The organism is Flavobacterium labens (assembly GCF_048286755.1).
Classification (GTDB): domain Bacteria; phylum Bacteroidota; class Bacteroidia; order Flavobacteriales; family Flavobacteriaceae; genus Flavobacterium.
This window is the reverse complement of sequence record NZ_JBLVPL010000001.1, coordinates 1,030,170-1,055,489: the sequence shown is the minus strand read 5'-3', so window position 1 is coordinate 1,055,489 and position 25,320 is coordinate 1,030,170. Positions and strand designations below refer to the sequence as shown.

General features: G+C 35.2%; 19 protein-coding genes. 16 read left to right on the top strand and 3 right to left on the bottom strand.

Annotation, left to right across the window (positions count from 1 at the left end; all coding sequences use genetic code 11):
- The first annotated feature begins 540 nt into the window (after positions 1-540).
- The 3 genes from ACNQF8_RS04650 (at position 541) to ACNQF8_RS04640 (ending at position 6,374) form a co-directional block, all read left to right on the top strand.
- Positions 541-3,225, top strand: a complete 2,685-nt coding sequence (locus ACNQF8_RS04650; protein ID WP_417950986.1) for a TonB-dependent receptor — start codon at positions 541-543, stop codon at positions 3,223-3,225.
- 42 nt (positions 3,226-3,267) lie between these two features.
- Positions 3,268-3,792, top strand: coding sequence for a YfiR family protein (locus ACNQF8_RS04645; RefSeq protein ID WP_315205492.1), 525 nt, complete (start codon positions 3,268-3,270; stop codon positions 3,790-3,792).
- A 167-nt stretch (positions 3,793-3,959) separates the two neighbouring features.
- The gene (locus ACNQF8_RS04640) at positions 3,960-6,374 is read left to right on the top strand and encodes a PAS domain S-box protein (RefSeq protein WP_417950985.1); all 2,415 of its coding nucleotides are present in this window, start codon (positions 3,960-3,962) and stop codon (positions 6,372-6,374) included.
- A 56-nt stretch (positions 6,375-6,430) separates the two neighbouring features.
- On the opposite strand, the gene ACNQF8_RS04635 is transcribed toward ACNQF8_RS04640, so the two are convergent.
- The 3 genes from ACNQF8_RS04635 to ACNQF8_RS04625 all read right to left on the bottom strand — a co-directional run bounded on the left by ACNQF8_RS04635 (position 6,431) and on the right by ACNQF8_RS04625 (position 9,594).
- Positions 6,431-6,847: a hypothetical protein gene (locus ACNQF8_RS04635; RefSeq protein WP_417952966.1), complete on the bottom strand. Its 417-nt coding sequence runs from the start codon at positions 6,845-6,847 to the stop codon at positions 6,431-6,433.
- Positions 6,848-6,893: 46 nt separating this feature from the next.
- Positions 6,894-7,547: a metal-dependent transcriptional regulator gene (locus ACNQF8_RS04630; RefSeq protein ID WP_417950983.1), complete on the bottom strand. Its 654-nt coding sequence runs from the start codon at positions 7,545-7,547 to the stop codon at positions 6,894-6,896.
- 175 nt (positions 7,548-7,722) lie between these two features.
- Positions 7,723-9,594, bottom strand: a complete 1,872-nt coding sequence (locus ACNQF8_RS04625) for an Nramp family divalent metal transporter (RefSeq protein WP_417950982.1) — start codon at positions 9,592-9,594, stop codon at positions 7,723-7,725.
- An 88-nt stretch (positions 9,595-9,682) separates the two neighbouring features.
- Here ACNQF8_RS04625 and ACNQF8_RS04620 point away from each other — a divergent pair, with 88 nt between their 5' ends.
- The 13 genes from ACNQF8_RS04620 to ACNQF8_RS04560 all read left to right on the top strand — a co-directional run bounded on the left by ACNQF8_RS04620 (position 9,683) and on the right by ACNQF8_RS04560 (position 25,264).
- On the top strand, positions 9,683-11,959 hold the full coding sequence (locus tag ACNQF8_RS04620; protein WP_417952965.1) for a TonB-dependent receptor: 2,277 nt from the start codon (positions 9,683-9,685) through the stop codon (positions 11,957-11,959).
- A complete protein-coding gene (locus ACNQF8_RS04615) occupies positions 11,959-12,426 on the top strand; it encodes a thioredoxin family protein (protein WP_417950980.1) in 468 nt (155 codons plus the stop codon). The genes ACNQF8_RS04620 and ACNQF8_RS04615 overlap by 1 nt, the downstream gene beginning before the upstream one ends.
- 37 nt (positions 12,427-12,463) lie before the next feature.
- Positions 12,464-13,615, top strand: coding sequence for a lycopene cyclase family protein (locus ACNQF8_RS04610; protein ID WP_417952964.1), 1,152 nt, complete (start codon positions 12,464-12,466; stop codon positions 13,613-13,615).
- Between the two features lie 101 nt (positions 13,616-13,716).
- Positions 13,717-14,127, top strand: a complete 411-nt coding sequence (locus ACNQF8_RS04605) for a BrxA/BrxB family bacilliredoxin (RefSeq protein ID WP_091172289.1) — start codon at positions 13,717-13,719, stop codon at positions 14,125-14,127.
- A gap of 243 nt (positions 14,128-14,370) precedes the next feature.
- The gene (locus ACNQF8_RS04600) at positions 14,371-14,793 is read left to right on the top strand and encodes a hypothetical protein (RefSeq protein ID WP_417952963.1); all 423 of its coding nucleotides are present in this window, start codon (positions 14,371-14,373) and stop codon (positions 14,791-14,793) included.
- Between the two features lie 248 nt (positions 14,794-15,041).
- Positions 15,042-15,494, top strand: coding sequence for a hypothetical protein (locus tag ACNQF8_RS04595; protein ID WP_417950977.1), 453 nt, complete (start codon positions 15,042-15,044; stop codon positions 15,492-15,494).
- A gap of 349 nt (positions 15,495-15,843) precedes the next feature.
- Positions 15,844-17,211 (top strand): oxygen-dependent tRNA uridine(34) hydroxylase TrhO, encoded by a 1,368-nt coding sequence (trhO, locus tag ACNQF8_RS04590; RefSeq protein ID WP_417952962.1) that lies wholly within the window; start codon positions 15,844-15,846, stop codon positions 17,209-17,211.
- 186 nt (positions 17,212-17,397) lie between these two features.
- Positions 17,398-18,663, top strand: a complete 1,266-nt coding sequence (locus ACNQF8_RS04585; RefSeq protein ID WP_315205520.1) for a PSP1 domain-containing protein — start codon at positions 17,398-17,400, stop codon at positions 18,661-18,663.
- Positions 18,647-19,126, top strand: coding sequence for a gliding motility lipoprotein GldH (locus ACNQF8_RS04580; RefSeq protein ID WP_315205523.1), 480 nt, complete (start codon positions 18,647-18,649; stop codon positions 19,124-19,126). The genes ACNQF8_RS04585 and ACNQF8_RS04580 overlap by 17 nt, the downstream gene beginning before the upstream one ends.
- 9 nt (positions 19,127-19,135) lie before the next feature.
- A complete protein-coding gene (locus ACNQF8_RS04575; RefSeq protein WP_417950975.1) occupies positions 19,136-21,445 on the top strand; it encodes a penicillin-binding protein 1A in 2,310 nt (769 codons plus the stop codon).
- Between the two features lie 190 nt (positions 21,446-21,635).
- A complete protein-coding gene (locus ACNQF8_RS04570) occupies positions 21,636-22,337 on the top strand; it encodes a CoA transferase subunit A (RefSeq protein WP_315205529.1) in 702 nt (233 codons plus the stop codon).
- 2 nt (positions 22,338-22,339) lie between these two features.
- Entirely contained in the window at positions 22,340-22,999 is a 660-nt protein-coding gene (locus tag ACNQF8_RS04565; RefSeq protein ID WP_417950974.1) for a CoA transferase subunit B, read from the top strand.
- 222 nt (positions 23,000-23,221) lie between these two features.
- Positions 23,222-25,264, top strand: a complete 2,043-nt coding sequence (locus tag ACNQF8_RS04560) for a M4 family metallopeptidase (protein ID WP_417950973.1) — start codon at positions 23,222-23,224, stop codon at positions 25,262-25,264.
- Positions 25,265-25,320 lie beyond the last annotated feature (56 nt).

Genomic DNA, 25,320 nt, shown 5'->3' with positions numbered 1-25,320 from the left:
TACTTTAAAACACAACAGGGTTAAACTTTCCTTAAAAAAACAAAAAAAAGCCTTCTACAAATTAATAAAATGCCTTTTTTTGATTAAATTTACTATAAAAAAATGAGTTTTTAGACTCAAAATCAGTCGTTTCCATTTTTTTGATTAAAAATTGGTTTTGGATTTGAACTTGATTCTAAGTTTACTTTTGGACATAATTTCAATTTTTATCCCTACAAAAAAGTGAAATTATAGAACTATTATGAATTGGTAATCCACATACGATTATACGATCATAATTTTTAATAAAAATCTGATATGTAAGTTGTAAATATTTTTAATCCCGATAAAATATTTACAATTCTGTTATAAACTTAAGTAATGTTCGTTTTTGGATAGACTTCTTTTAATAACTCGAAGAAAACTACCTTTTGATTTCATAACTATCCTTTTCACGGATTACTTTTCTCAAAAAAACACAAGAAGTAGTTCCATGAAAACTTCTTACACTTATTACGTTGCCATTGATTTCAAACCAAAACGAACCAATATCAACTAATCATGAAAAAGTTTGTCACCATAGTGTTATTTATGCTGAACATCTCCTTTCTTTTTGCTCAAAAAGAAATCTCTGGTTTTGTGATAGATAATTCCGGTGTTCCAATGTCAGGTGTTAATATCACCGAAAAAGGAACAAGCAACAGCGTTTCTACTAATATTAACGGAGCGTATAAGATTACTGTTAAAGAAGGTGCTATTTTAGTCTTTAGCTATACTGGTTTCTCCAAACAAGAATATGGCACAACCGAATCTATTCTGAATGTAGTTTTATCTGAAGGAGGCGGACAAAATCCTAACCAAGTTGTCGTTACCGGAACAAGAGCTACACCCAGAAGCAATACCACAACTACACTTCCTATTGATATTGTATCATCTGAAGAACTAATTTCAACAGGACAAACAACTTTTGACAAAGCATTACAATACAAAATCCCTTCTTTTAATACGGCTCAAACTCCCGTAAACGATGCTACTTCCTTACTTGATCCATACGAAATTAGAAATATGGGCCCCAGCAGAACTTTAATACTCATCAACGGAAAACGGAAAAATTTAAGCGCTTTACTGTATGTTCAAACTTCACCCGGTCAAGGAGAAACTGGTGTTGACATTTCTGGAATACCAATTAATGCCATAGAAAGAGTGGAAATTCTTCGTGATGGCGCATCGGCGCAATACGGTTCTGATGCTATTGCCGGAGTACTCAATATCATTTTAAAAAAGAGAACTGATAATGGTTCCGTAACTATTAAAACAGGCGTGACGGGTGAAGGTGACGGCGAAATGCTGGGTATAAGTTTGAACGATGGAGCTACTGTAGGCGACAGAGGTTTTGTGAATTATACGTTAGATTTTTCGAAAGTAAACCTGGCAAACAGGCCTGGAAAAATTGATGCAGATGGAGAGTTTACTGATTTTGGAGGCACTATTTCTGGCATTAACACCTCAACAGATATTAAAGCTTTTCTAACAAAATACCCCGACGCTAAAAATATAAATGGAGCACCAGAAACTGCTGCAGCAAAATTTTTAGTCAACGGTGGATTTAATCTATCCGATGAAACACAAATGTATTACAATGCTGCTTATGTGTACAAAAAAGTGAATTCTTATGCCAATTACAGAACACCATACTGGGGCTACGGAGGAGGAACTAGTGTAAACGAACTTCCCTATTTATTGAACTTCTTTGGAGATGGAACTGTTGCTTCATACAAAGGCTATATCCCAACATTTATAGGCGATTTAAACGATTACAATGCCACTTTAGGGTATAAATCCATAAAAAACGGATGGAATACTGATGCCAGCATAACTGTAGGCGGAAACAAACAAGCTTATGCTATAGAAAACTCTCATAACAGATCTGACATTCAAGATGAAAATGGAGTGAATTTATATCGTGAGAGCAGTCCCATTTTTTTCAAACCTGGAGGCGCTTCCTTCAATCATGTTGTAGGTAATTTAGATATTTCAAAAGTGCTGTCTGATAAAATAAGTATTGGTTTTGGCTCAGAAGTCAGAACCGAAACATTTGTAATTAACGAAGGCGATAAAGCTTCTTGGGATGGATTTGGCGCAGACTCATTTGCGGGGAATCGCCCCGAAAATTCTGGTAAATGGAATCGATACAATTTAGGTGGGTACTTTGATTTAGCGTATGACTTTACCAAAGACTTTTCGGTAAACAGTACCATTCGTTATGAAGATTATAGCGATTTTGGCGCAGCTACGGTTTGGAAATTGAGTTCCAGATATAAATTTTCTAAAGATAAAATTACCGTAAGAGGTTCTATTTCCTCTGGATTTAGAGCGCCTACATTACACCAAATTTACACTCAAAAATCACAATATTCTTTCGTTGCTGGCCAGGGAATCCAAATCAACGGCCTAATTAATAATATTTCTGCAAATGCACGCATTTTAGGTATCCCAAAATTAGATGCCGAAAAATCAACCAATATGACTGTAGGAATAGGTGCCAATCCTTTGAAGAATTTAAATTTTACTATAGATTATTACAACATTAAAGTAAAAGACCGAATCATTTTAGGAGATAAAGTAAATACTCAATTTGGCAGTGTGGCCTGGTTTGAAAACTCTTTCGACTCGAGAACTTCAGGTTTAGATGTGGTTATGAACTACGGAACTATAGCACTAGGAACCGGAGCAATGGGATTCCATTTATCCGGAAACGTAACTCTTGAAAACAAAAGGATTTCACCCGTTTCAAGTGATAATTTTGGCGCAACACTTGAGGCTTTGATGTTTACCTCCAGACCCAAAACAAAATGGATTTTGGGAGGAAATTACAAAATCAGTAAATTTGATATCTCGCTTAGCAACACGTATTTTGGGAAAACAACTTTTAAACAAGAAGGTTTAGATTCCAATTTAAGAACCGAATTTATACCCAAAATAGTCACTGATTTAGGAATTAACTACGCTGCAACAGATAAATTAACCGTGGCGCTTAACGTGAATAATTTATTAAATGTCGTCCCGGAATGGAAATTTAAAGCCGAAAACGCAATTGGAACAGCCATTTTAAACAATCCAACTCAAGTAAAATCACAATTTAACCTAATCACATTCAATGGGCGTTATTCTCAAATGACCTACGAAGGATATCACTTTAGCCAATTAGGAACGCTATTTAATTTATCCCTTATCTATAAGTTTTAAACCAGATCTTTCAAATCAAAACAAAAACTCATTAAAAACAGCATGATGAAAATTAAAAATCACATATTTATTCTAGGGGCAATTATCATGCTAATGGGAGGAAATACTATTGCTGCCCAAGAGAATTCTGGTGGGAAAGAATATGCTCTGAAAGCTGATTTTCTGTATCGTTTTGTAGACTATGTCTATTGGAAAAACTATTCTAAAAAACAAAATTTCAAGATTGCTATTCTGGAAGGAAGCCCAATTACCTCTTCATTACTTGACATTACTAAAAACAAAAAAATTGAAGTAAAGGAGTATAAAAATTTGAACGACCTAAGTTTTTGCAACATTCTGTTTGTTCCTTACAATAGCTCCATTCCAATAGAAACCATTCTTTCTAAATTTTCCGGTAAACCCGTACTGATTGTAACAGAACAAAACGGTTACGGAAAAAAAGGCACACACGTGAATTTTGTTACACTAGATAATAAATTAAAATTTGAAGTAAATATAAAAGCAATAAATAAAGCCGGAATAGGAATCAGTTCATTCTTATTGCAACATGCCATTATTGTGCAGTAAAAGTGTCAAATCACATATTTACATTGTCCCTTTTTATTTGAATTCGAACAATTTAAAACCTTTAAAATCAAGAAAAAACAAAACGTTTAGTATGTTATAAATATTAAAAAAACAATAAATGTATGATGAATCTACGCAACATATCAATTAAAAATAAGCTAGTGCTTATGCAGGTTTTTACCTCTGCATTTGTGTTAGGAATTTGTATTACTGCTTTTGTACTAATCGACATTAAAGGATTTAAAGACCGAAAAGTGATTAGTTCAATAGCAATTGCTCAAGTGGCAGGTTTCAATAATGTTTCGGCCCTAGAGTTTTTAGATAATGCTGCCGCCAATAAAATCCTGTCGGAATTAAACGTGCAAAACGACATTTTGAATGCAAACATATTGGACAAAAAAGGTAACGTTTTTGCCTCCTATACAAAACCGGGTTCTAATCCTAACTATCGATTTACTATTCCAGCCATGGATGAAAAAAGTTCCCATTTTACCAATGAAAATCTTTTTGTTTTCAGCAAAATCAAAAAAGACGATAAAATAGTAGGATTAGTTTGCATCCGATTTGAACTATCAGAATTGAATAAAATAAAAATGGATATACTGCGTCTGGGAATAGTGTTATTGGTCGTAGGAATTGGGCTGGCTTTCTTGATTGCAATGATTATTAAAAAATACATCTCAAAACCCTTGTTGAACTTGGTAACCGTTATACAGCAGATAAAGGACACAAGTGATTATGCAACCCGCATGACAGTTGAAGGAAAAGACGAAATCAGCATTCTTTCCCTAGGCCTTAATGACATGCTTTCAACGATCGAAAAAAGAGACAATGAAGTGGCACAATCCAAAGAAAAGTTAAATGAACAAAATATACTTTTACAATCGGTGATTCAAAATATGGGCGATGGATTAGTCGTTGCTGATGAAAATGGAAAATTCATCATTTGGAATCCTGCTTCTGAAAAGATAATTGGAATTGGTCTTTTGGATATACCCGAAGAAAAATGGGCTAACACGTATGGCATATTGTGGCCCGACACTAAAGCCATTTTAGCCACGGATGAACTTCCCATCGTTAAGGCATTACATGGCGAAGAAGTGGATGACATGGAAGTATTTGTACAAAATTACAAAAAAACAGAAGGTAATTTTGTTGTGATATCTGCCAGACCATTAAAAGATTCAGTAGGGAAAATCACTGGTGCGGTCGCCGTTTTCCATGATATCACAGAACGAAAAAATGCAGAAACCGAAATTAAAAAACTAAATGAAGAACTGGAACAAAAAGTAACGGAACGCACAGCACAATTGGCAGAAGCCATAGAAACACTTCGCAAAAGCGAGGAAAAATACCGTGAAATTGTGGAAAACATAAGCGATGTTGTCCATACATCAGACTACAAAGGATATTTTACTTACATCAATCCTGCTAGTAAAAAACTGACAGGTTATACCCAAGATGAACTTATAGGAAAACAATTTTCAGAACTAGTGGCTCCGGAGTGGAAAGACCGTGTGGCTGAATTCTATTTAAATCAATTTAAACATAAAATAGACGAAACATTATTCTCATTTCCAATAATTACCAAAAACAGGGAACAAAAATGGGTAGAACAAACAGTAATGCAGTTAAGGGAAGGAAATAGAATTACCGGTCACAAATCGATCATGAGAGACATTACGGAACGAAAAGCAGCCGAACAGAAATTAAAAGAAAGTGAAGGTCAATTGCAAACCATATTCAATGAAGCGCCTGATGCTTTGATTGTAATAAATGACGAAGGAATCATCATGAGATGGAATCCACAAGCCGAAAAAATATTTGGTTGGACAATCATAGAAGCCTTAGGCAAACGAATGCATGAATTAATTATGCCAAAACAACATAGAGAGAATCATTCAAAAGGACTTCAACACTTTATAGATACTGGTGAAGGGCCAATTCTTAATAAAACATTTGAAACCACTGCCCTTAACAAACAAAATGTTGAATTTGATATTGAACTAACTGTATCACAAGCTACCATTTTAGGCAAATATATCTTCATTGCTTTTATAAAAGATATTTCAATAAGCAAAAAACTAGAAGACGAAAAAATAGAAGCCGATAAATTAGTGCGACTTAATGAATTAAAATTGAAATTGATATTAGAAAATATTGGCGAAGGAATTATTGTAACTGACAGTCAGAAAAGAATTGTTTTATCCAATCACATGGCCGAAGAAATCATAGGTATAAAACAAGACTCTACAATGCCTACCACACTAGATTGGTCCACTAAATATGACTTGTATTATCCTGACGAGCGAACTGTTTTTCCTGCTCAAAATCTTCCATTGGAAAAAGCCTTAAAAGGCGAATCAACGGATGATGTTGAGATAATAATTGAAGATTCCGAAACTAAAACCAGAAAACGGGTTATCATCAGCGGCAGACCAATAATCGATGAAAACAATTATGTCATTGCCGCTGTTGCGAATATAAAAGACATCACCTACTACAAAGAACTTGAAGTCGCTCTAGAAGAAAGCGAACAGAAATATCGAAAATTAATTGGGTTCAAAAGTGATAAAAAATAACATTTACTATACTGTCTATCTTTAAAGATGCAATCATTCGCTAGTGTAAGAAAGGGTTATTTTACATACCCAATTTTTACATAATAGTTTTTCGGATTGATTTTAACACCTTCTTTTGGATAAGGAAAAACACTAATGTTTTTTATTTTTTTTTGCTTTTCGGGCAAATATTTAGCGAACCACTGTTTATTTTCTTGTTCGTTTTTCATCGAAAAAACCATCGTGTGGTCCTCCACTAATTTTGAATCTTTGTAAACTGAAACTATAACCGAAGCTTCTCCGGCCCAGATACAAGTCACACCTTCAGGGCAACGAGAATCATTTGCAATCGCTTTTAAAACCAGCTGAAATCCTTTTTGATTGGGACATACTTTTTGCTTTATAGTTACGTATTTAACTTTTTCTATTTTGGTGTTTTGTGCAAAAGTTACCGTACCAAGAATAAAAAGAAACAACAGCAATGACTTTTTCATGTTCTTTATTTTTTAAATAGTTTATCCAAAGATAAGGCCAAAATAGCTACATTAATTTTACAAAAAGGTTACTGGCAATTTTATTGGAAATGGTTAAATCCTTGTTGTCCACTTTTATTTTCAATGACAAATCGAAACTTTCCTTTCCTATGATTTCAATTTTAGAACCCAATGCGATTCCTTGTTTATCTAAATATTTTAAAAATTCGGATGAGGTATCTTTAACGCCTACACAAATTCCTGCTTGGTTTTCGTGCAATTCCGAAAGCAATTGCTTTTCGATTTTAACAATTTGACCATTTGCATCAGGAATAGGATCTCCGTGAGGATCTTCGGTAGGATTACCCAGAAAATCATCCAGTTTGTTGATGAGTTTTTCTGATTTGATGTGTTCCAGTTGTTCTGCAATATCATGAACCTCATCCCATGAAAAATCTAGCTTATCAACTAAAAAAACTTCCCAAAGACGGTGTTTTCTCACAATCATTTTTGCCGCTATTTTACCGTGATCTGTCAAAGAAACGCCTTGATATTTTTTATAATTCACTAAGTCTTTTTCGGCTAATTTCTTGAGCATATCTGTCACTGAAGAAGCTTTGGTTTCCATTTTTTCGGCAATGGCGTTAGTGCTTATTTCTGAATCCGAAATAATAGTAAGGTGGTATATGGTTTTAAGATAGTTCTCTTCTGAAAATGTCATTGAATATTAGATTGGTGATTCGTAATTTTGATTCCAAATGTCCTAGCCCCGATAATAGTGAAAATCTTTTTCCTTTTTTCTTTTAAAGGAAAAGATTACTTCACTATACTTTTATTTTAATTGGAGTTCAGTGAATTTCATTTGCAACAGATAGCGGGAATAGCTCCTGTAAAATTTAATTTTTAACAATAAGCAACGGAATAGAAATTTTGTGGCGCAGTTTGTTTACCGTAGTTCCAAAAATCAAATCCTTAAATCCGGTATGACCGTGCGTTCCCATTACTAAAATATCAAATTCTCCTTTATTGATAATCTCCGGAATAACTTTATCGGGCTTACCAAAACCTAACTTGGTTTCCACTTGAAATCCTTTTTCGGTCAATATTACTTTGTATTCTTCTAATAATTTTTCGTCGATTAGCGTTTCGTGATCATCAATGTTTTCTCCATACATCATGGCTCCTACGGTTTCTACCACGTGAATCAAAGTGTATTTAGCTTCTATTCCGCCTAGTTCAAAAGCATTATTTAAAGCAACTTCATCTGCACTGGAGAAATCTACAGAAACCGCAATATTCTTTTTAGTATAACTTCCCGATTTAGAAAATTGCAGTTTTAAACTATGTGGAGAATGATTTTGAATGTCTATTTTAGCTTTGGCAATAAAAGGCTTGAACACAATATAAAGTAACAAAATCAAGAATCCAAAAGCTAAAGGAACAACCGTTAACCATAACAAAAGTGGATTTTTTGAAGTTTCTAGCCAACCTGTTATTTCGTCAAAAACCAATTTAGCATTTAATGAAACAATAATTGTAGCAATAACCCAAGAAGCGATTTGTGTTACTTTTCCAATGTGAAATCCTTTCATTTTTGATTTATCGCTTACAAAATGAATCAACGGTATAATGGCAAAACCCAATTGTAAACTCAGGATAACCTGACTCAAAATCAGTAATTTTCCCGTAACACTTTCTCCATAAATCGTAATTACAATAACCGCCGGAACAATTGCGATTAATCGTGTGATGATTCTTCTAACCCAAGGCTGAATGCGTAAATTAAGATAGCCTTCCATTACAATTTGTCCGGCAAGAGTTCCCGTAATTGTAGAACTTTGTCCGGCAGCAATCAAGGCTACCGCAAATAATATAGGCGCAAATTTGCTTCCTAAAAGCGGCTCCAAAAAGCGATGGGCATCTTGAATTTCAGCCACTTCAAACATTCCGTTTTTATAAAATGTGGCTGCAGCCAATATCAAGATGGCAGCATTCACTAAAAAAGCTAAGTTTAATGCAATGGTAGAATCGATGAAATTGTATTTTAAAGCCTGCTTAATTCCTGCAGTAGTTCTTTCGAATTTTCTGGTTTGGACCAAAGAGGAATGCAAGTATAAGTTGTGTGGCATAACCGTAGCTCCAATAATTCCAATAGCAATATACAATGCCGCTTCATTAGGCATCGAAGGAATTAATCCAAACAATACTTTATCCAGTTCCGGTTGGGCAAATATCATTTCAAATATAAAGGAAAAACCAATGATAGCAACCAATACAATAATAAAAGCTTCCATTTTTCGGATGCCTTTATTGATTAAGAATAACAACAAAAAAGTATCTAAAACTGTAATTAAAACCCCTTCAATCAACGGAATGTCAAACAGTAAATTGATACCGATTGCCATTCCTAAAACCTCGGCAAGATCACAGGCTGCAATTGCAATTTCGGCAAGGAAATACAATATATAATTGATAAATGGCGAATAGGTTTCTCTGGATGCTTGCGCCAAATCACGTTGGGTAACAATTCCAAGTCGGGCGCTCAAGCTTTGCAACAACAAAGCCATAATATTACTCATCAATAAAACCCAAAGCAAGGCATACCCAAACTGGCTTCCGCCTGCAATGTCTGTCGCCCAATTTCCCGGATCCATATAACCAACACTAATTAAATAAGCCGGGCCAAAAAAAGCAAGGATTTTTCGGAATACTGATTTCTTGTTTAGTGTGGAAACGGATTGGTTTACTTCTTCTAAAGATTTAGTCATGACATTAAGTTATTGACACAAATGTAATTAAAAAATTTGTTTTGCAAAATATAATTTTTAGGTTTGTCTAAAATTTAATTTAATTATAATGAAAATAATAATTCCGCTACTCGTATTTCTAATCTTTAACTTTGGCTACAGCCAAGAAAAAACGATTCTTTCAGGATATGTTTCATCAGAAAAAAAAGGAGTTTCGGATGCCCGTATTTTTTTAATTGGGACAAAATACGCAACCCAAACGGATAGTTTGGGAAATTACAGCATAGCGAATATAGCTGAAGGAAATTATAAAATTCAGATTACAGCAAGCGGATTTCAAACTTTAAAAAAGAACATAACGGCCAAAATTAATGAAAACAACATTTTGGATTTTGAACTTTCAAGTACCGAAAACCAACTTAACGAAGTCGTGGTTTCGGGAACATTAAAAGCGGTAAAAAGATTAGAAAGTGCCGTTCCAGTCGAGGTTTATTCTCCAGTATTTTTCAAGAAAAACCCAACGGCCAGTATTTATGAAGCATTACAAAATGTAAATGGCGTTCGGCCGCAACTGAATTGTGGGGTTTGCAACACAGGCGACATCCATATTAATGGGTTGGAAGGTCCGTATACTTTGGTTTTAATCGACGGAATGCCCATCGTGAGCAGTTTATCTACGGTGTATGGATTATCCGGAATTCCAAATTCACTGGTGGAACGAATTGAAATCGTAAAAGGTCCCGCTTCCTCATTATACGGCAGCGAAGCCGTGGGCGGTTTAATCAATATCATTACTAAAAATCCAACAAACGCTCCCCTATTCTCTGCTGATGTGTTTACAACTTCTTGGTTGGAAACTAATGTTGATTTAGGAGTAAAACTCAATGTTGGCAAGAAAGCCACGACACTTTTAGGTTTAAATTATTTCAGATACAATCAAAAAATCGATAACGATAATGACGGTTTTACCGATGTTTCTCTTTCGGACCGAATTTCCATGTTTCAAAAATGGACTTTTGAAAGAAAAGAAAATCGATTGTTCACCATTGCGGCGCGTGGCGTTTATGAAGATCGTTTTGGTGGCGATGTGCGTTGGGAGAAAAAATACCGTGGCGGAGACGAAATCTACGGCGAAAGCATTTATACCAAACGGGCAGAATTAATAGGAAGTTACCAATTGCCTTTTCAGGAAAAACTGATACTGTCTTTTTCAGGAAACGTACATTTTCAAGACAGCCGATATGGTACGACAAGTTATATTGCGAATCAAAAGATTGGTTTTCTACAATTGACTTGGGACAAAAAAATAGGAAATCATGACTTACTTACTGGAATCGCCACCCGTTATAATTATTACGATGACAATACACCGGCAACTTCAAAACTAGGAACCAACAATCCAGAGAAAACGTGGTTACCTGGGATTTTTATTCAAGACGAAATCACATTGACCGAAAAACACAAGCTGCTACTGGGAATGCGATACGATTACAACTCATTTCATGGAAGCATCTTAACACCAAGAATTGCCTACAAATGGAAATTGGACGACAATAATATCATTCGTTTGAATGCAGGAACAGGTTTTAGAGTAGTTAATCTATTTACCGAAGATCATGCTGCATTGACTGGCGCTCGTGAAATTATCATCGCAAATAATCTGAAACCGGAACAATCCCTAAATGCCAATTTGAATTATATCAAGAAGATAAATTTCGATAACGGAACCTTTATTGGCATTGAAACTTCGTTTTTTCATACCAGATTCAGTAATAAAATTGTTTCGGATTATGATACTGATCCCAACCAAATTATTTATGACAACATCAATGGCTATGCAATAAGCCAAGGAATCAGTACGAATATCGATTTCAATTTTCCAAATGGATTAAAGATTATCACTGGTGCTTCTTTGCTAGACAATAAAAACGTTAAAAATGGCCGAAAAGAAACGCCTATTCTAACTGAAAAATTTACGGCAACCTGGAGTGTTTCTTACAAAATTCAATCAATCGATCTGAATGTAGATTACACCGGAAATGTGTACAGCCCAATGCAATTGCCTCTTTTAAGCTCTTTAGATCCTCGAACTCCTGAGTCGCCTTGGTACAGTTTGCAAAACATTCAATTCACCTATTCTGGTTTGCAACACTTTGAATTCTATGCTGGAATTAAAAACTTATTGAACTTTTTGCCTAAACAAAATAACCCATTTTTAATTGCAAGAACCAATGATCCTTTTGATAAAAATGTAACCTACGATACGAACGGTAAAGTGCTAGCAACACCTGAAAATCCTTATGGATTAACGTTTGATACGACTTATGTATATGGACCGAACCAAGGAATCAGAAGCTTTTTCGGACTTCGCTATACCTTAAAATAATGAAGAAGAATCTTTATGTACTATTGCTTTTATGCTGTGCAATTCCGTCTGGATTCGCGCAGCTGCATTCGGTTTCATTCGAAGAAATCGACAGTTCGCAACGTATCGAAGAGAAAAAAACGATTGTTTTCATTCAAACCGATTGGTGCCAGTTTTGTCATGCAATGAAAAATACCACTTTTAAAAACGAGGAAATCATCAAGGAGCTTAACGCTGGTTTCTATTTTGTTGATTTCAATGCCGAAGAAAAACGAACGATAGTTTTCAACAAAACCACTTTTCAATTCAAACCCACGGGAAATAACTCCGGTACACATGAACTGGCCATCGCATTAGGAACAATAAATAAGCAACTGAACTTTCCTGTTTTGTGTGTTTTGAACAGTGAAAACGAGATTATATTTCAGCACAGCGGCTACTTAAAACCAAAAGAATTAAAGCTGATTTTAGCCAAACTAAAAGAATAAAATTGCCTATTTTTGGGGAGAAATGTCAAATTCCCAAATGAAACACTACGATTATATTTTTACCGGCGCAGGATTATCGGCTTTGATGACCGTATATAAAATGGTAAAATCCGGTGCATTTAAGGACAAGAGTATTTTATTATTGGATGAAAACACTAAAAAAACCAACGACAGAACATGGTGTTTTTGGAAAACCAATGATTCACTTTGGGAACAATCTATTTCCAAAAAATGGGACTCGGCTTTGTTTGCCAATGAAGATTTTCGCAGGGATTTGTACTTGCAACCGTATCACTACAATATGATCAAAGGACTGGATTTTTACAACCAGGTATTTGATTTGCTTTCAAAACAAGAAAATATCACCTTCTTCAACCAGAAAGTTTTGGAAATCGAAGAATCCGAAACTATAATTCTGATACAAACCGAAAGTGAATCCTTTTCGTGCTCGAAATTATTCAACAGCATTTACAACAAACACAAAGCAGAAAGTCAGACAAAATATCCAGTTTTACAACAGCATTTTATTGGTTGGTTTATCAAAAGTGAACAGCCGGTTTTCAATCAGGAGCAAGCTACTTTCATGGATTTTTCGGTGAAACAAAAAGGAAATACCCGTTTCATGTACGTGTTACCAACATCTAAAACTGAAGCATTACTGGAATACACCTTGTTTTCGCACCAGCATTTGAAAAAAGAAGAATATGAAAACGAAATCCAGCAATACATCAAAAAATTGTGGATTTCGAACTATGAAATCGTCGAAAAAGAGCAAGGCAGCATCCCGATGACGTGTTATCCTTTTTGGAAAGCGAATACTAAAAACGTACTCAATATAGGTACTTCTGGTGGTTGGACAAAAGCCAGTACAGGTTATACTTTCAAAAACTCCGATAAAAAATCAAGTGAATTAGTTGCCTTTCTGCAAAGGGAAACCGACTTCACGAAATTTCATAAAAAGACTAAATTCTGGTTTTACGATTTACTTTTGTTAGACATTTTAGACCGAAAAAACGAATTGGGTTCCCACATTTTTTCTTCGATGTTCAAAAAAGCTAATCCAAACTTGATTTTTAAATTTCTAGACGAGGAAACATCTTTTATTGAAGATATTCAAGTGATTTTAAAATGTCCGAAAATGCTATTTATAAAAGCTATTTTTCACGTGGCTTTAAAAGCAATGAAATAACAATCAAACTATAACAAAACTTTATAATTGAACTTCTATTCTTGACTGTAAACTTTGTAACTTTGCATGACAAAATTAATATTGATTTAAAATAAAAAGATATGTATCCAGAAGAAATGGTAAAACCAATGCAAGCGGAACTAACTGCTGCTGGTTTTCAAGATTTACATAGTGCTGAAGCGGTAGAAAACGCAATGAAATTAGAAGGAACAACGCTTGTAGTTGTAAATTCGGTTTGTGGTTGTGCTGCTAGAAACGCGCGTCCGGGAGCAAAAATGAGTTTAGATGGCGCTAAAAAACCAGACCATTTAATCACTGTTTTTGCAGGAGTTGACAAAGATGCAGTTGATGCTGCAAGACAACACATGTTCCCTTTTCCTCCATCATCGCCAAGTATGGCTTTGTTCAAAAACGGAGAATTAGTGCATATGTTAGAGCGTCACCACATTGAAGGTCGCCCAGCGGAACTAATTGCTGAAAACTTGAAAGACGCTTTCAACGAGTATTGCTAAAATTTACATTTTAGAATGTATTAACCCTTTCAGAGTTTAGAACTCTGAAAGGGTTTTTTATTTATAAACTTTAAATGATTGCTTTTTTTGGAGCTATTTCCAGCTGTACACTATATCTTTTCCTGGCTAAAGAGGCCAGTAAAAGGATTTCGTTCCCATCTGGGCTAGAAAATATTTTATACAAAAGAGAGAAAAGTTGTATATATTTGATTATTTAGACAAACCGCTAATAATATCACTAGCATGAAAAAAATTCTATTTATCATCTTATTGTTGAATTTAAAAGTCAATTCTCAAGAATTAATAGGAAATTGGAAAGTCATCTCCTATGAAGATGAAATCGCTTATTTTAACAAAATGACTGACTCCATTTCTTATAAAGATGCTTCCCGAAAAGGTGAAGCTGAAAATTTTAGAAAAATGTCCGAATTAATAATATTTCCAATTACTTATAATTTTGAAAGTAATGGAAGCTACGCTATGATTCATCCAATAATCGGCAAAATTAGTGGTCAATTTAAATTAGATCAAAACAATAAAACAATCATTTTTACTGATGAAGAAGGTAAAAAAGATGAATTGCCTTTTATATATAAAGATGAAATATTATTTGTAGAAATGAAAATGGAATCTGGTTATATTAAAATCGGTCTAAAGAAAAATTAAAAAACCAATCCTCAAAAGCAAAACATTTAGCGCAAAATTATATTCTGCACCATCACAAATATCCAGCTATTCGCTTCAATCTTTTTCCCCGCTAAAAAAGCGGACAAAAAGGATTTCTCCCAAAGCTTCGGGACTATCTGGCCTAGGAAAAGTTTTAATCTAAAAGATGTGTATATTTGATAATTGCTGCCAATAAAAAGAAATTTATACATTTAATACTTATGAAACATTTTTTCACATTCATATTTTTGCTCTCACTAGCATCTTGTAATTCAATAGTTAAAGATACATCTCAAAAAGTTAGTCTTAAGAATTATGCAGAAGAAGCCATGAAGGATTCGTTACTTGGAGCCAGTCCAATAGTAATCATCTCAAAAGAATCAGTCAAAATATATTCCAAAATGAAATTAAATCATCCTGTATTTTCTAATCTAAATAGAAAAGGTCTAGTCATTATTCCAAAAAATTCAGATGTGATTGAAGAGATTTTCGATGTCGAAAGTAAATTAAATGGAGTAATCGTTTTCATGGAAGCACACGAACTAAAACCAGATTTTAAAAAGTTACGATATGTACTAAATGGAAAAGAAATTGAAAAATCTGTATCAGATACAATTAATATGAAAAATATAAAAAGTTTTGTAGTAATTCAAAAACGGAATACAAATCAATGTGTTGCTTTTTTAAATACTAAGTACTAAAAATAGTATATTAAAATTTAGACAAAACATTATCTATCTTCCCTGCTCCCGAACGAATCCTTTCACCCGACTGGAAGCGATAATTACCATTTTGGAAAACTAAAAATACTATTCACCACAACTATCCTAGCCCAGATGGAAACGGCATCCTGTTGTGGCGGGGTTTGCCACAACAGATATAGTGAACAGCTGGTTTAGCTCCTAAAAAAGTAAACCATTAAGACATTCAAGTAAATTAAGTATGCATTGTTATTGATTACGAACCTTACTTCCTTCAAAACTTTGCCCTCTGAACCTTTTTACCTACTTTTGCAAAAAATATATTTCTCAACTTAAAACTGTTTATAGCATGCAACTGTATAACACATTAAGCGCAGAGGAAAGGGCCATCATGATTGATGATGCCGGAAAACAACGTCTTACGCTGTCTTTCTATGCTTATGCGCAAATCTCAAATCCAACACAATTTCGTAACGAATTATTTCTGGCGTGGAACTCTCTTGAAGTTTTGGGTCGGATTTATGTAGCCAGTGAGGGAATCAACGCCCAATTATCATTGCCTGCCGATAATTTCTATGCGTTCAAAGATTCTATTGAAGTCTATGATTTCATGAAAGGAATCCGATTGAATATCGCTGTAGAACAAGACGACCACTCGTTTTTGAAACTGACGGTAAAAGTGCGCGATAAGATTGTGGCTGATGGCTTGGTTGATGAAACTTTTGATGTGACGAATATTGGAATTCACCTAAAAGCGGCGGAATTCAATGAACTTCTAGAAGACCCAAACACGATTGTGGTCGATATGCGAAATCATTACGAAAGTGAAATTGGACATTTTACCAAAGCTATAAAACCAGATGTTGACACATTCCGTGAAAGTTTACCAATCATCGAAGAACAACTTGCTGAACACAAACAAGACAAAAAACTATTGATGTATTGCACCGGAGGAATTCGTTGTGAGAAAGCCAGTGCTTATTTCAAACACAAAGGTTTTGAAAATGTATACCAATTAGAAGGCGGAATTATAGAATACACACGCCAAGTAAAAGCTGAAGGTTTAGAAAGTAAATTCATTGGAAAAAACTTCGTGTTTGATCACCGCTTGGGCGAAAGAATCACTGACGATATTGTTTCGCAATGCCATCAATGTGGCGAACCTTGTGACGTGCATACAAATTGCGTGAACGAGGGTTGTCATTTACTTTTTATCCAATGTGATTCTTGCAAGGAAAAAATGGAAGGTTGCTGTTCTGCTGAATGTGTCAGTGTGATTCATTTACCGGAAGAAGAGCAAAAAGCCATTCGCAGAGGAATTAAAAACGGAAATAAGATTTTCAAAAAAGGAAAATCAGATGTTTTGACTTTCAAAAACAACGAAGAAACGCATGGTGTTTTTGTTGCAGAGAAACCATCCCGAAGTGTCGGGACTGCAGTTAAAAAAGAACCAAAAGTTAAGAAAGTCTATATCGGAAAAGGAACGCATTTTTTTCCAAAACCAAGTATTGGTCAATTTCTAATTGAAGAAAACGAAATCAAAATTGGCGATACGATTCTAATCAAAGGTTCCACAACCGGAGAACAAAAAATAGTAATCGAAGAAATGCTAGTGAACGATTTGGCAAAAGAAAAAGCAGTTTCTGGAGACACTTGTACGTTTAAACTACCATTCAGAATCCGATTATCTGATAAATTATATAAAATTATAGAATAAATATTTAGAACAAAATCCTATGAAATTAACCCATTACAATCTGATTTGTAATGGGTTTTTTTATAAAAATTTTATGATTTATTGGTGCTTTTATGCGTTGTTCCATAAAATTAAAAAATACTATCTTTACACATTAAACGTTTTAAGAACTTAAGTTGTGCTCGTCGCAACACTACATATAAGATTATGGCATGTACAAGTTGTTCAACTTCTGATGGTGGCGCACCTAAGGGTTGTAAAAATAATGGGACTTGCGGCACCGATAGCTGCAATAAATTAACGGTTTTCGATTGGCTTTCTAATATGAGTTTGCCTAATGGCGACGCACCTTTTGACTGTGTTGAAGTACGTTTCAAAAATGGAAGAAAAGAATTTTACCGCAATACTGAGAAATTAACGTTAAGCATGGGTGACATAGTCGCTACTGTTGCTTCTCCAGGACATGATATAGGAATTGTTACTTTGACAGGAGAATTAGTTAAAATTCAAATGAAGAAAAAAGGAGCGAATTACTTGGGTAATGAAATTCCAAAAATCTATAGAAAAGCCTCGCAAAAAGACATTGATATTTGGTCTACCGCAAGAGATCGTGAAGAACCAATGAAGGTTCGCGCTCGTGAACTGGCGATTGCTCAAAAACTGGAAATGAAAATTTCGGATATTGAATTTCAAGGAGACGGATCAAAGGCTACGTTTTATTACACAGCAAATGACCGAATTGACTTTAGAGCATTAATTAAAGATTTTGCAAAAGAATTCAGTACCCGTATCGAGATGAAACAAGTAGGTTTCCGTCAGGAAGCAGCTCGTTTAGGCGGAATAGGTTCTTGCGGAAGAGAATTGTGTTGTTCTACTTGGTTGACGGATTTTAGAAGTGTAAACACCTCAGCGGCACGTTACCAACAACTGTCTTTGAATCCACAAAAACTGGCTGGACAATGCGGGAAATTAAAATGCTGCTTGAACTATGAGCTGGATACGTACATGGATGCCTTGAAAGATTTTCCGGATTTCGAAACAAAATTAGTGACTGAAAAAGGAGATGCCATTTGCCAGAAACAAGATATTTTCAAAGGATTAATGTGGTTTGCCTACACCAATAATTTCGCTAATTGGCATGTTCTGAAAATTGAGCAAGTCAAAGAAATTGTTGCCGAAAACAAACTAAAAAATAAAGTTTCTTCGTTAGAAGATTATGCTATCGAGATTATTGCTGAGCCAGAGAAAAACTTCAATAACGCAATGGGTCAGGAAAGTTTAACTCGTTTTGATCAGCCAAAACCAAAGAAAAAACAGCATAAAAAACGCAAACCGGCCGGTGAAAATGTAACTGTAGCAAACAACAACAAGCCCGCAAACAATAACAATAATAACCGTCAGAATCCAAATAACAAAAAGCCTGCGGAGCCAAGAAAACCTATAATTATTACTAAAAATGTGGATAAAAAATAGCGCTTTACTTCTTTTAGTGGTGATTCTCTTTTCTTCATGTGATAAAAAAAGAGTTTTTGATGACTATAAATCTGTTGGAAGTGCGTGGCACAAAGACAGCATTGTAACGTTCAATTTACCGGAATTAGATTCTACAAAACGATACAATCTATTTGTAAATTTGAGAGCCAATAATAATTATCAATTCAATAATCTGTTTTTAATTGTGGCATTGGAATTACCAAATGGTTTCACAAAAGTGGACACGCTTGAATACCAAATGGCAGATCCGGATGGAACACTATTAGGCGATGGATTTTCGGATATAAAAGAAAGTAAACTCTTTTATAAGGAAAATGTACGGTTCAAATCAAAATACAAAGTCTATATCAAACAAGCTGTTAGAGAAAACGGTAAAGTTCCCGGCGTAACGGCTTTAGACGGAATTACAGAAGTAGGTTTTAGAATAGAAAAAAAAGAATAAAATAGTATTATGGCTATCAAAAAAAATAACAATCAGACAAAAAACATTGATAAGGACATCACTTACTACAAAAAGAAATTTTGGAAAATCTTCTTTTATGGAATGGGTGCTGTTGGTTTGTTTTTCTTATTTGCTTCATGGGGACTTTTTGGTTCGATGCCTTCTTTTGAAGATTTAGAAAATCCCGATTCAAACTTAGCCACCGAAATCATATCGGCAGACGGAGTGGTTTTAGGTAAATATTTCGAAAAAAACAGGTCTCAATTACGCTATTCAGACTTACCAAAAAACTTGGTACAAGCATTAATAGCTACTGAAGACGCTCGTTTTTATGAGCATTCCGGTATTGACGGAAGAGGAACTTTAAGAGCGATTTCCAGTTTAGGAACAAGCGGTGGAGCGAGTACGTTAACACAACAATTAGCCAAGCAATTATTCCATGGTGAAGGGTCTAAATTCCTGCCTTTTAGAATTGTACAAAAAATAAAAGAATGGATTATCGCTATTCGATTAGAAAGACAATACACTAAAAATGAAATCATTGCCATGTATTGTAACGTATATGATTTTGGGAATAATTCTGTTGGAGTAAGTTCAGCGGCAAAAACTTATTTTTCCAAAGAACCTAAGGATTTAACCATCAGTGAATCGGCAATATTAGTTGGAATGTTTAAAAATTCGGGTTTATACAATCCTATCAGAAACCCGCAAGGTGTAAAAAACCGTAGAAACGTGGTGCTTTTGCAAATGGAAAAAGGAAAAATCATTTCAAAAGAAGAGAAAGAAAGATTGCAAAGTTTACCAATCAAATTAAATTTCAAATTAGAAACACATAAAGACGGAACGGCTACGTATTTTAGAGAATATCTACGTGATTATATGAAAAAATGGGCCGAAGAAAATAAAAAACCGGATGGCTCTGATTATGACATCTACAAAGACGGTCTAAAAATCTACACAACGATTGATTCCAGAATGCAATTGCATGCTGAAGAAGCGGTTACTGCCCACATGGCAAACCTTCAAGAAGAGTTTTTTAGTCAATCTAAGGATAATAAAAACGCTCCTTTTGTTAATATTTCTTCGGTAGAAACACAACGAATTCTGAATCAGGCAATGAAATCATCTAACCGATGGGCTGTGATGAAATCAATGGATAAAAGCGAGGAAGAAATTATAAAATCGTTCAGTGAAAAAGCAAAAATGACTGTCTTTTCTTGGAAAGGAGAAAAAGATACCATTATGACACCATTGGATTCTATTCGGTATTACAAACACTTTTTACAATCTGGGTTGATGGCAATGGAACCACAAACCGGTAATATAAAAGCTTGGGTTGGTGGTATCAACTACAAATATTTTCAATACGATCACGTAGGGCAAGGCGCCAGACAAGTAGGTTCGACTTTCAAACCATTTGTTTACGCAACCGCTATCGAGCAGTTGAATATGTCTCCTTGTGACTCGATTATTGACGGACCATTTGTAATCAGAAAAGGACGCCATCATGTTACAGAAGATTGGGAACCTAGAAATTCAGACAATAAATACCGCGGAATGGTTACCTTAAAAAGAGGTTTGGCGAATTCCATAAATACAGTATCAGCAAAATTAATTGATAAAGTTGGACCGGAAGCCGTAATCGATTTAACCCATAAATTAGGCGTAAAATCCGAAATTGTAAACCAACCTTCCATTGCGTTAGGAGCTGTAGAAATAACCGTTGAAGATATGGTTGCTGCCTACAGTACTTTTGCCAATCAAGGTGTTTATATGAAACCTCAATTTATATCTAAAATTGAAGATAAAAGTGGTGTTATCATCTACGAACCAATACCTGAATCACACGATGTTTTAAACAAGGATATCGCTTATGCAGTCATCAAATTACTGGAAGGTGTAACCGAAGGTGGTTCTGGAGACCGTTTACGCACCACAGGCGGCGGTAACGGAGACAACCGCTGGACGGGTTATCCGTATTCGTTTAAAAATCCTATTGCTGGAAAAACAGGTACTACTCAAAACCAGTCTGATGGTTGGTTTATGGGAATGGTTCCTAATCTGGTAACTGGAGTTTGGGTAGGTTGCGAGGATCGTTCAGCCCGTTTCAAAAGCATTACTTATGGTCAGGGAGCCACAGCCGCATTACCAGTTTGGGGTTATTTCATGAAATTGTGTTATGCTGATCCTGCCCTTAAAGTTTCTACGGAAGCCTTTGAAAGACCTGCGAATCTTTCTATAAAAGTAGACTGTTACGTACCTAGAAAAGTAGTAGACACGACAGCCGTAGAACAAGACACCGAAGAATTTGAATTGTAAAATTTTCATTAGGAGCTAATCCAGCTAACCGCTATATCTTTCTGATCCTGAAAAAAATCAGGACCAGAAAGGATGTCGCTTTTATCTGGGCTAGGGCTTTGGTTCTCAAAATGAAATTCTGTTGTTCTTAGTATTACAAGCAGACTTACTTCTTCATTAAATAAAATTCGACAAATAGAAACTCATTTTTATGATTAACAAAAAAGTAAATAACGTTCAGGAAGCCCTTCAAGGAATTGAAAACGGGATGACTATTATGCTTGGCGGTTTTGGATTATGTGGTATTCCAGAAAATTCCATCGCCGAATTAGTAAAAAAAGAAACTACGGATTTAACGTGTATTTCAAACAATGCAGGTGTTGATGATTTTGGTCTTGGACTGCTTTTGCAAAAGCGCCAAATCAAAAAAATGATTTCTTCTTACGTAGGTGAAAATGCCGAATTTGAACGCCAAATGCTTTCTGGAGAACTCGAAGTAGATCTTATTCCTCAAGGAACTTTAGCAGAGCGATGTCGTGCAGCACAAGCAGGAATTCCCGCTTTCTTCACACCAGCCGGTTATGGAACTGAAGTAGCCGAGGGTAAAGAAGTTCGCGAATTCAATGGAAAAATGCATGTTATGGAACACGCTTTCAACGCTGATTTTGCAATAGTAAAAGCATGGAAAGGTGACGAAGCCGGAAACCTAGTTTTCAAAGGAACCGCAAGAAACTTCAACCCTTGCATGGCCGGAGCAGCAAAAATCACTATTGCCGAAGTAGAAGAATTATTGCCTGCAGGAAGTTTAGATCCAAACGAAATTCATATTCCGGGAATACTTGTAAATAGAATTTTCCAAGGCGAGAAATATGAAAAAAGAATTGAACAAAGAACCGTGAGAAAAATTTTCTAATTATGGCTTTAGATAAAAACCAAATTGCAAAACGTATTGCAAAAGAATTGAAACACAACTATTACGTAAATCTTGGAATCGGAATTCCAACATTAGTAGCTAATTATATTCCAGAAGGAATTGACGTTGAATTTCAAAGTGAAAACGGAATTCTTGGTATGGGTCCATTCCCTTTTGAAGGCGACGAAGACGCTGATTTAATCAACGCAGGAAAACAAACCATCACTACTTTGCCCGGAGCAAGTTTCTTTGACTCCGCATTCAGTTTTGGAATGATACGCGGACAACATGTTGACTTAACAATCCTTGGCGCTATGGAAGTGGCCGAGAATGGTGATATTGCCAACTGGAAAATCCCTGGTAAAATGGTCAAAGGAATGGGAGGCGCAATGGATTTAGTGGCTTCTGCGGAGAATATTATTGTTGCGATGATGCACGTTAATAAATCCGGAGAATCAAAGATACTTAAAAGATGTACTTTACCATTGACAGGCGTGGGTTGCGTTAAAAAAGTAGTAACTGAATTAGCCGTTTTAGAAATAACACCGCAAGGTTTCAAATTATTGGAACGCGCACCAGGTGTAACCGTAGAACATATCATCGCTTCTACTGAAGCCGATTTAATTATTGAAGGTGAAATTCCGGAAATGATTATCGACTAACTATTTTCGGTTCAAAATCGATTGAAGAAAATGCATCCCTTTATTAGGATGCATTTTTTTTAGTATTAATTTCACATCTAATTCCAACTCAGAAAACACCCATTTTCATGGGTTTTGCATTTCACAATAAATACAAATCAATTAATTTAACACAAAACTAACATTATGTTGTTTTTTTGTTAAATTTGACTATATTTTTTAACTAACCAAAACACCTATTAAATGAAAACAAAATTACTCGGAAAAATTGCACTTTTTGCCTCCGTTTCTTTTTTTGCTTTAGAAACAAATGCACAAGACGCTACTAAAAATGTAAAAGAAAAATTTACCGACGAGAGAGGAAAACCTGCACTAATCGTTTTTAATGAGAAATCAACTTATAAAAACACCGACTCTGAGAAGGCATTCAGAGAACAATTAGAGTTAAAAGGTAATTCCAGTTTCGCAAAAACTAAATCAGAAACTGACAAACTGGGATTTTCTCATGAAAAATTCCAATTGTTTCACCAAGGCATAAAAGTTGAATTCTCTTCATACACCTTGCACTCTAAATCAGGGAAATTAGAATCCATGAGCGGCGAGTTTTATCAAGTAGAAAACGTAAACACTAATCCGGTTTTATCAAAACAACAAGCTTTCAATAGCGCTTTAAAACAGATTGGAGCAGCAACATATCTTTGGGAATCTCCAGCGGAAGCAAAGATTAATGAGTACCAAAAGCCTACTGGCGAATTAGTTTTATTGCCTCTTGTGGACGAAGATGCGAAAGGTAAAAAAACTGAACAAATTCGTTTAGCCTACAAATTTGATATTTACGCCACAAATCCGGTAAGCCGCGGTGACATTTATATTGACGCAATAACTGGCGCTACTTTATTTTACAATGCAACCATCAAACATCTAGATGAATTCAGCAATGGTGGAAAACATAATTCTGTACATAAAAAATCCGAAAATAACACAGCAACATCATTTGTAATTGCAAATGCTGACACTCGTTATAGTGGTTCTCAATCAATACAAACTACATTAAGTGGAGCATCATATATATTAGCTGATGCAACTCGTGGTAATGGAGTTATGACCTATAATATGAAAAAAGGAACGAGCTATACGGCAGCTGTCAATTTTACAGATGTAGATAACAACTGGACTGCCGCAGAATACAATAATGTAAACAAGGATAATGGAGCATTAGACGCGCATTGGGGAGCTGAAAAAACATATGACTACTTTTCTCTTTTTCACGGAAGAAACAGTTATAACAACGCTGGGGCAGCTATAAAGAGCTACGTTCATTACAGCACAGCATACAATAATGCATATTGGAATGGCTCTGTAATGACTTACGGCGATGGTTCTGGAACTGGTGGTTTTGATATCCTGACGTCAATTGACGTAGCTGCACACGAAATAGGCCATGCTGTTTGTACAAGTACTGCAAACTTAGTGTATCAAAAAGAATCTGGAGCAATGAATGAAGCGCTTTCCGACATTTGGGGAGCTTGTATTGAATATTATGCCGCGCCAAACAAACAACGTTGGTTAATTGGTGAAGATATAGAAAGAAGAGCAGGACACCTATCTTTACGTTCTATGAGTAACCCTAAAAGCGAAGGCCAACCTGACACTTACGGTGGGATAAACTGGACTAGTCAAACTAAATGCAGACCAACTTCAAATAATGATCAATGTGGAGTTCACAACAATAGTGGTGTTTTAAACCATTGGTTTTATATACTTACTGAAGGCAAAACAGGAACTAATGACAAAGGAAGTTCGTATAACGTAACAGGTATAGGAATTGATAAAGCAGCTAAAATAACTTACCGTATGGAAAGTGTTTACATGACGTCAAGCTCTACATACGCAAATGCAAGAACTTACGGAATTCAAGCTGCTACAGACTTGTACGGAGCAGGTTCTCCTGAGGTGATAGCGACGACTAATGCATTTTATGCTGTAGGTGTTGGAACTGCATATTCTGGATCAACTGCCAGAACTAGCTCTGCAAAAGTAGCGAGTACCGAAACTACGAATGAAGCATTTGTATTGTATCCAAATCCAGCAACTGACGTTTTGAATATTTCAATCAAAGAAAACAAAAGTGGTTCTTATAAAATTTATAATTCTTTTGGATTTGAACTTCAAAACGGAAAAACATCAGGAGGACAAATTAACGTAAGTACCCTGACCAAAGGAATTTATTTCTTCGAATTAAATAATGGTCAAGAAACTATAGTAAAAACGTTCATCAAGAAGTAATCATTCCAGATTAAGTCAAAAGAAAAGCCTCACAATATTGTGAGGCTTTTTTATTT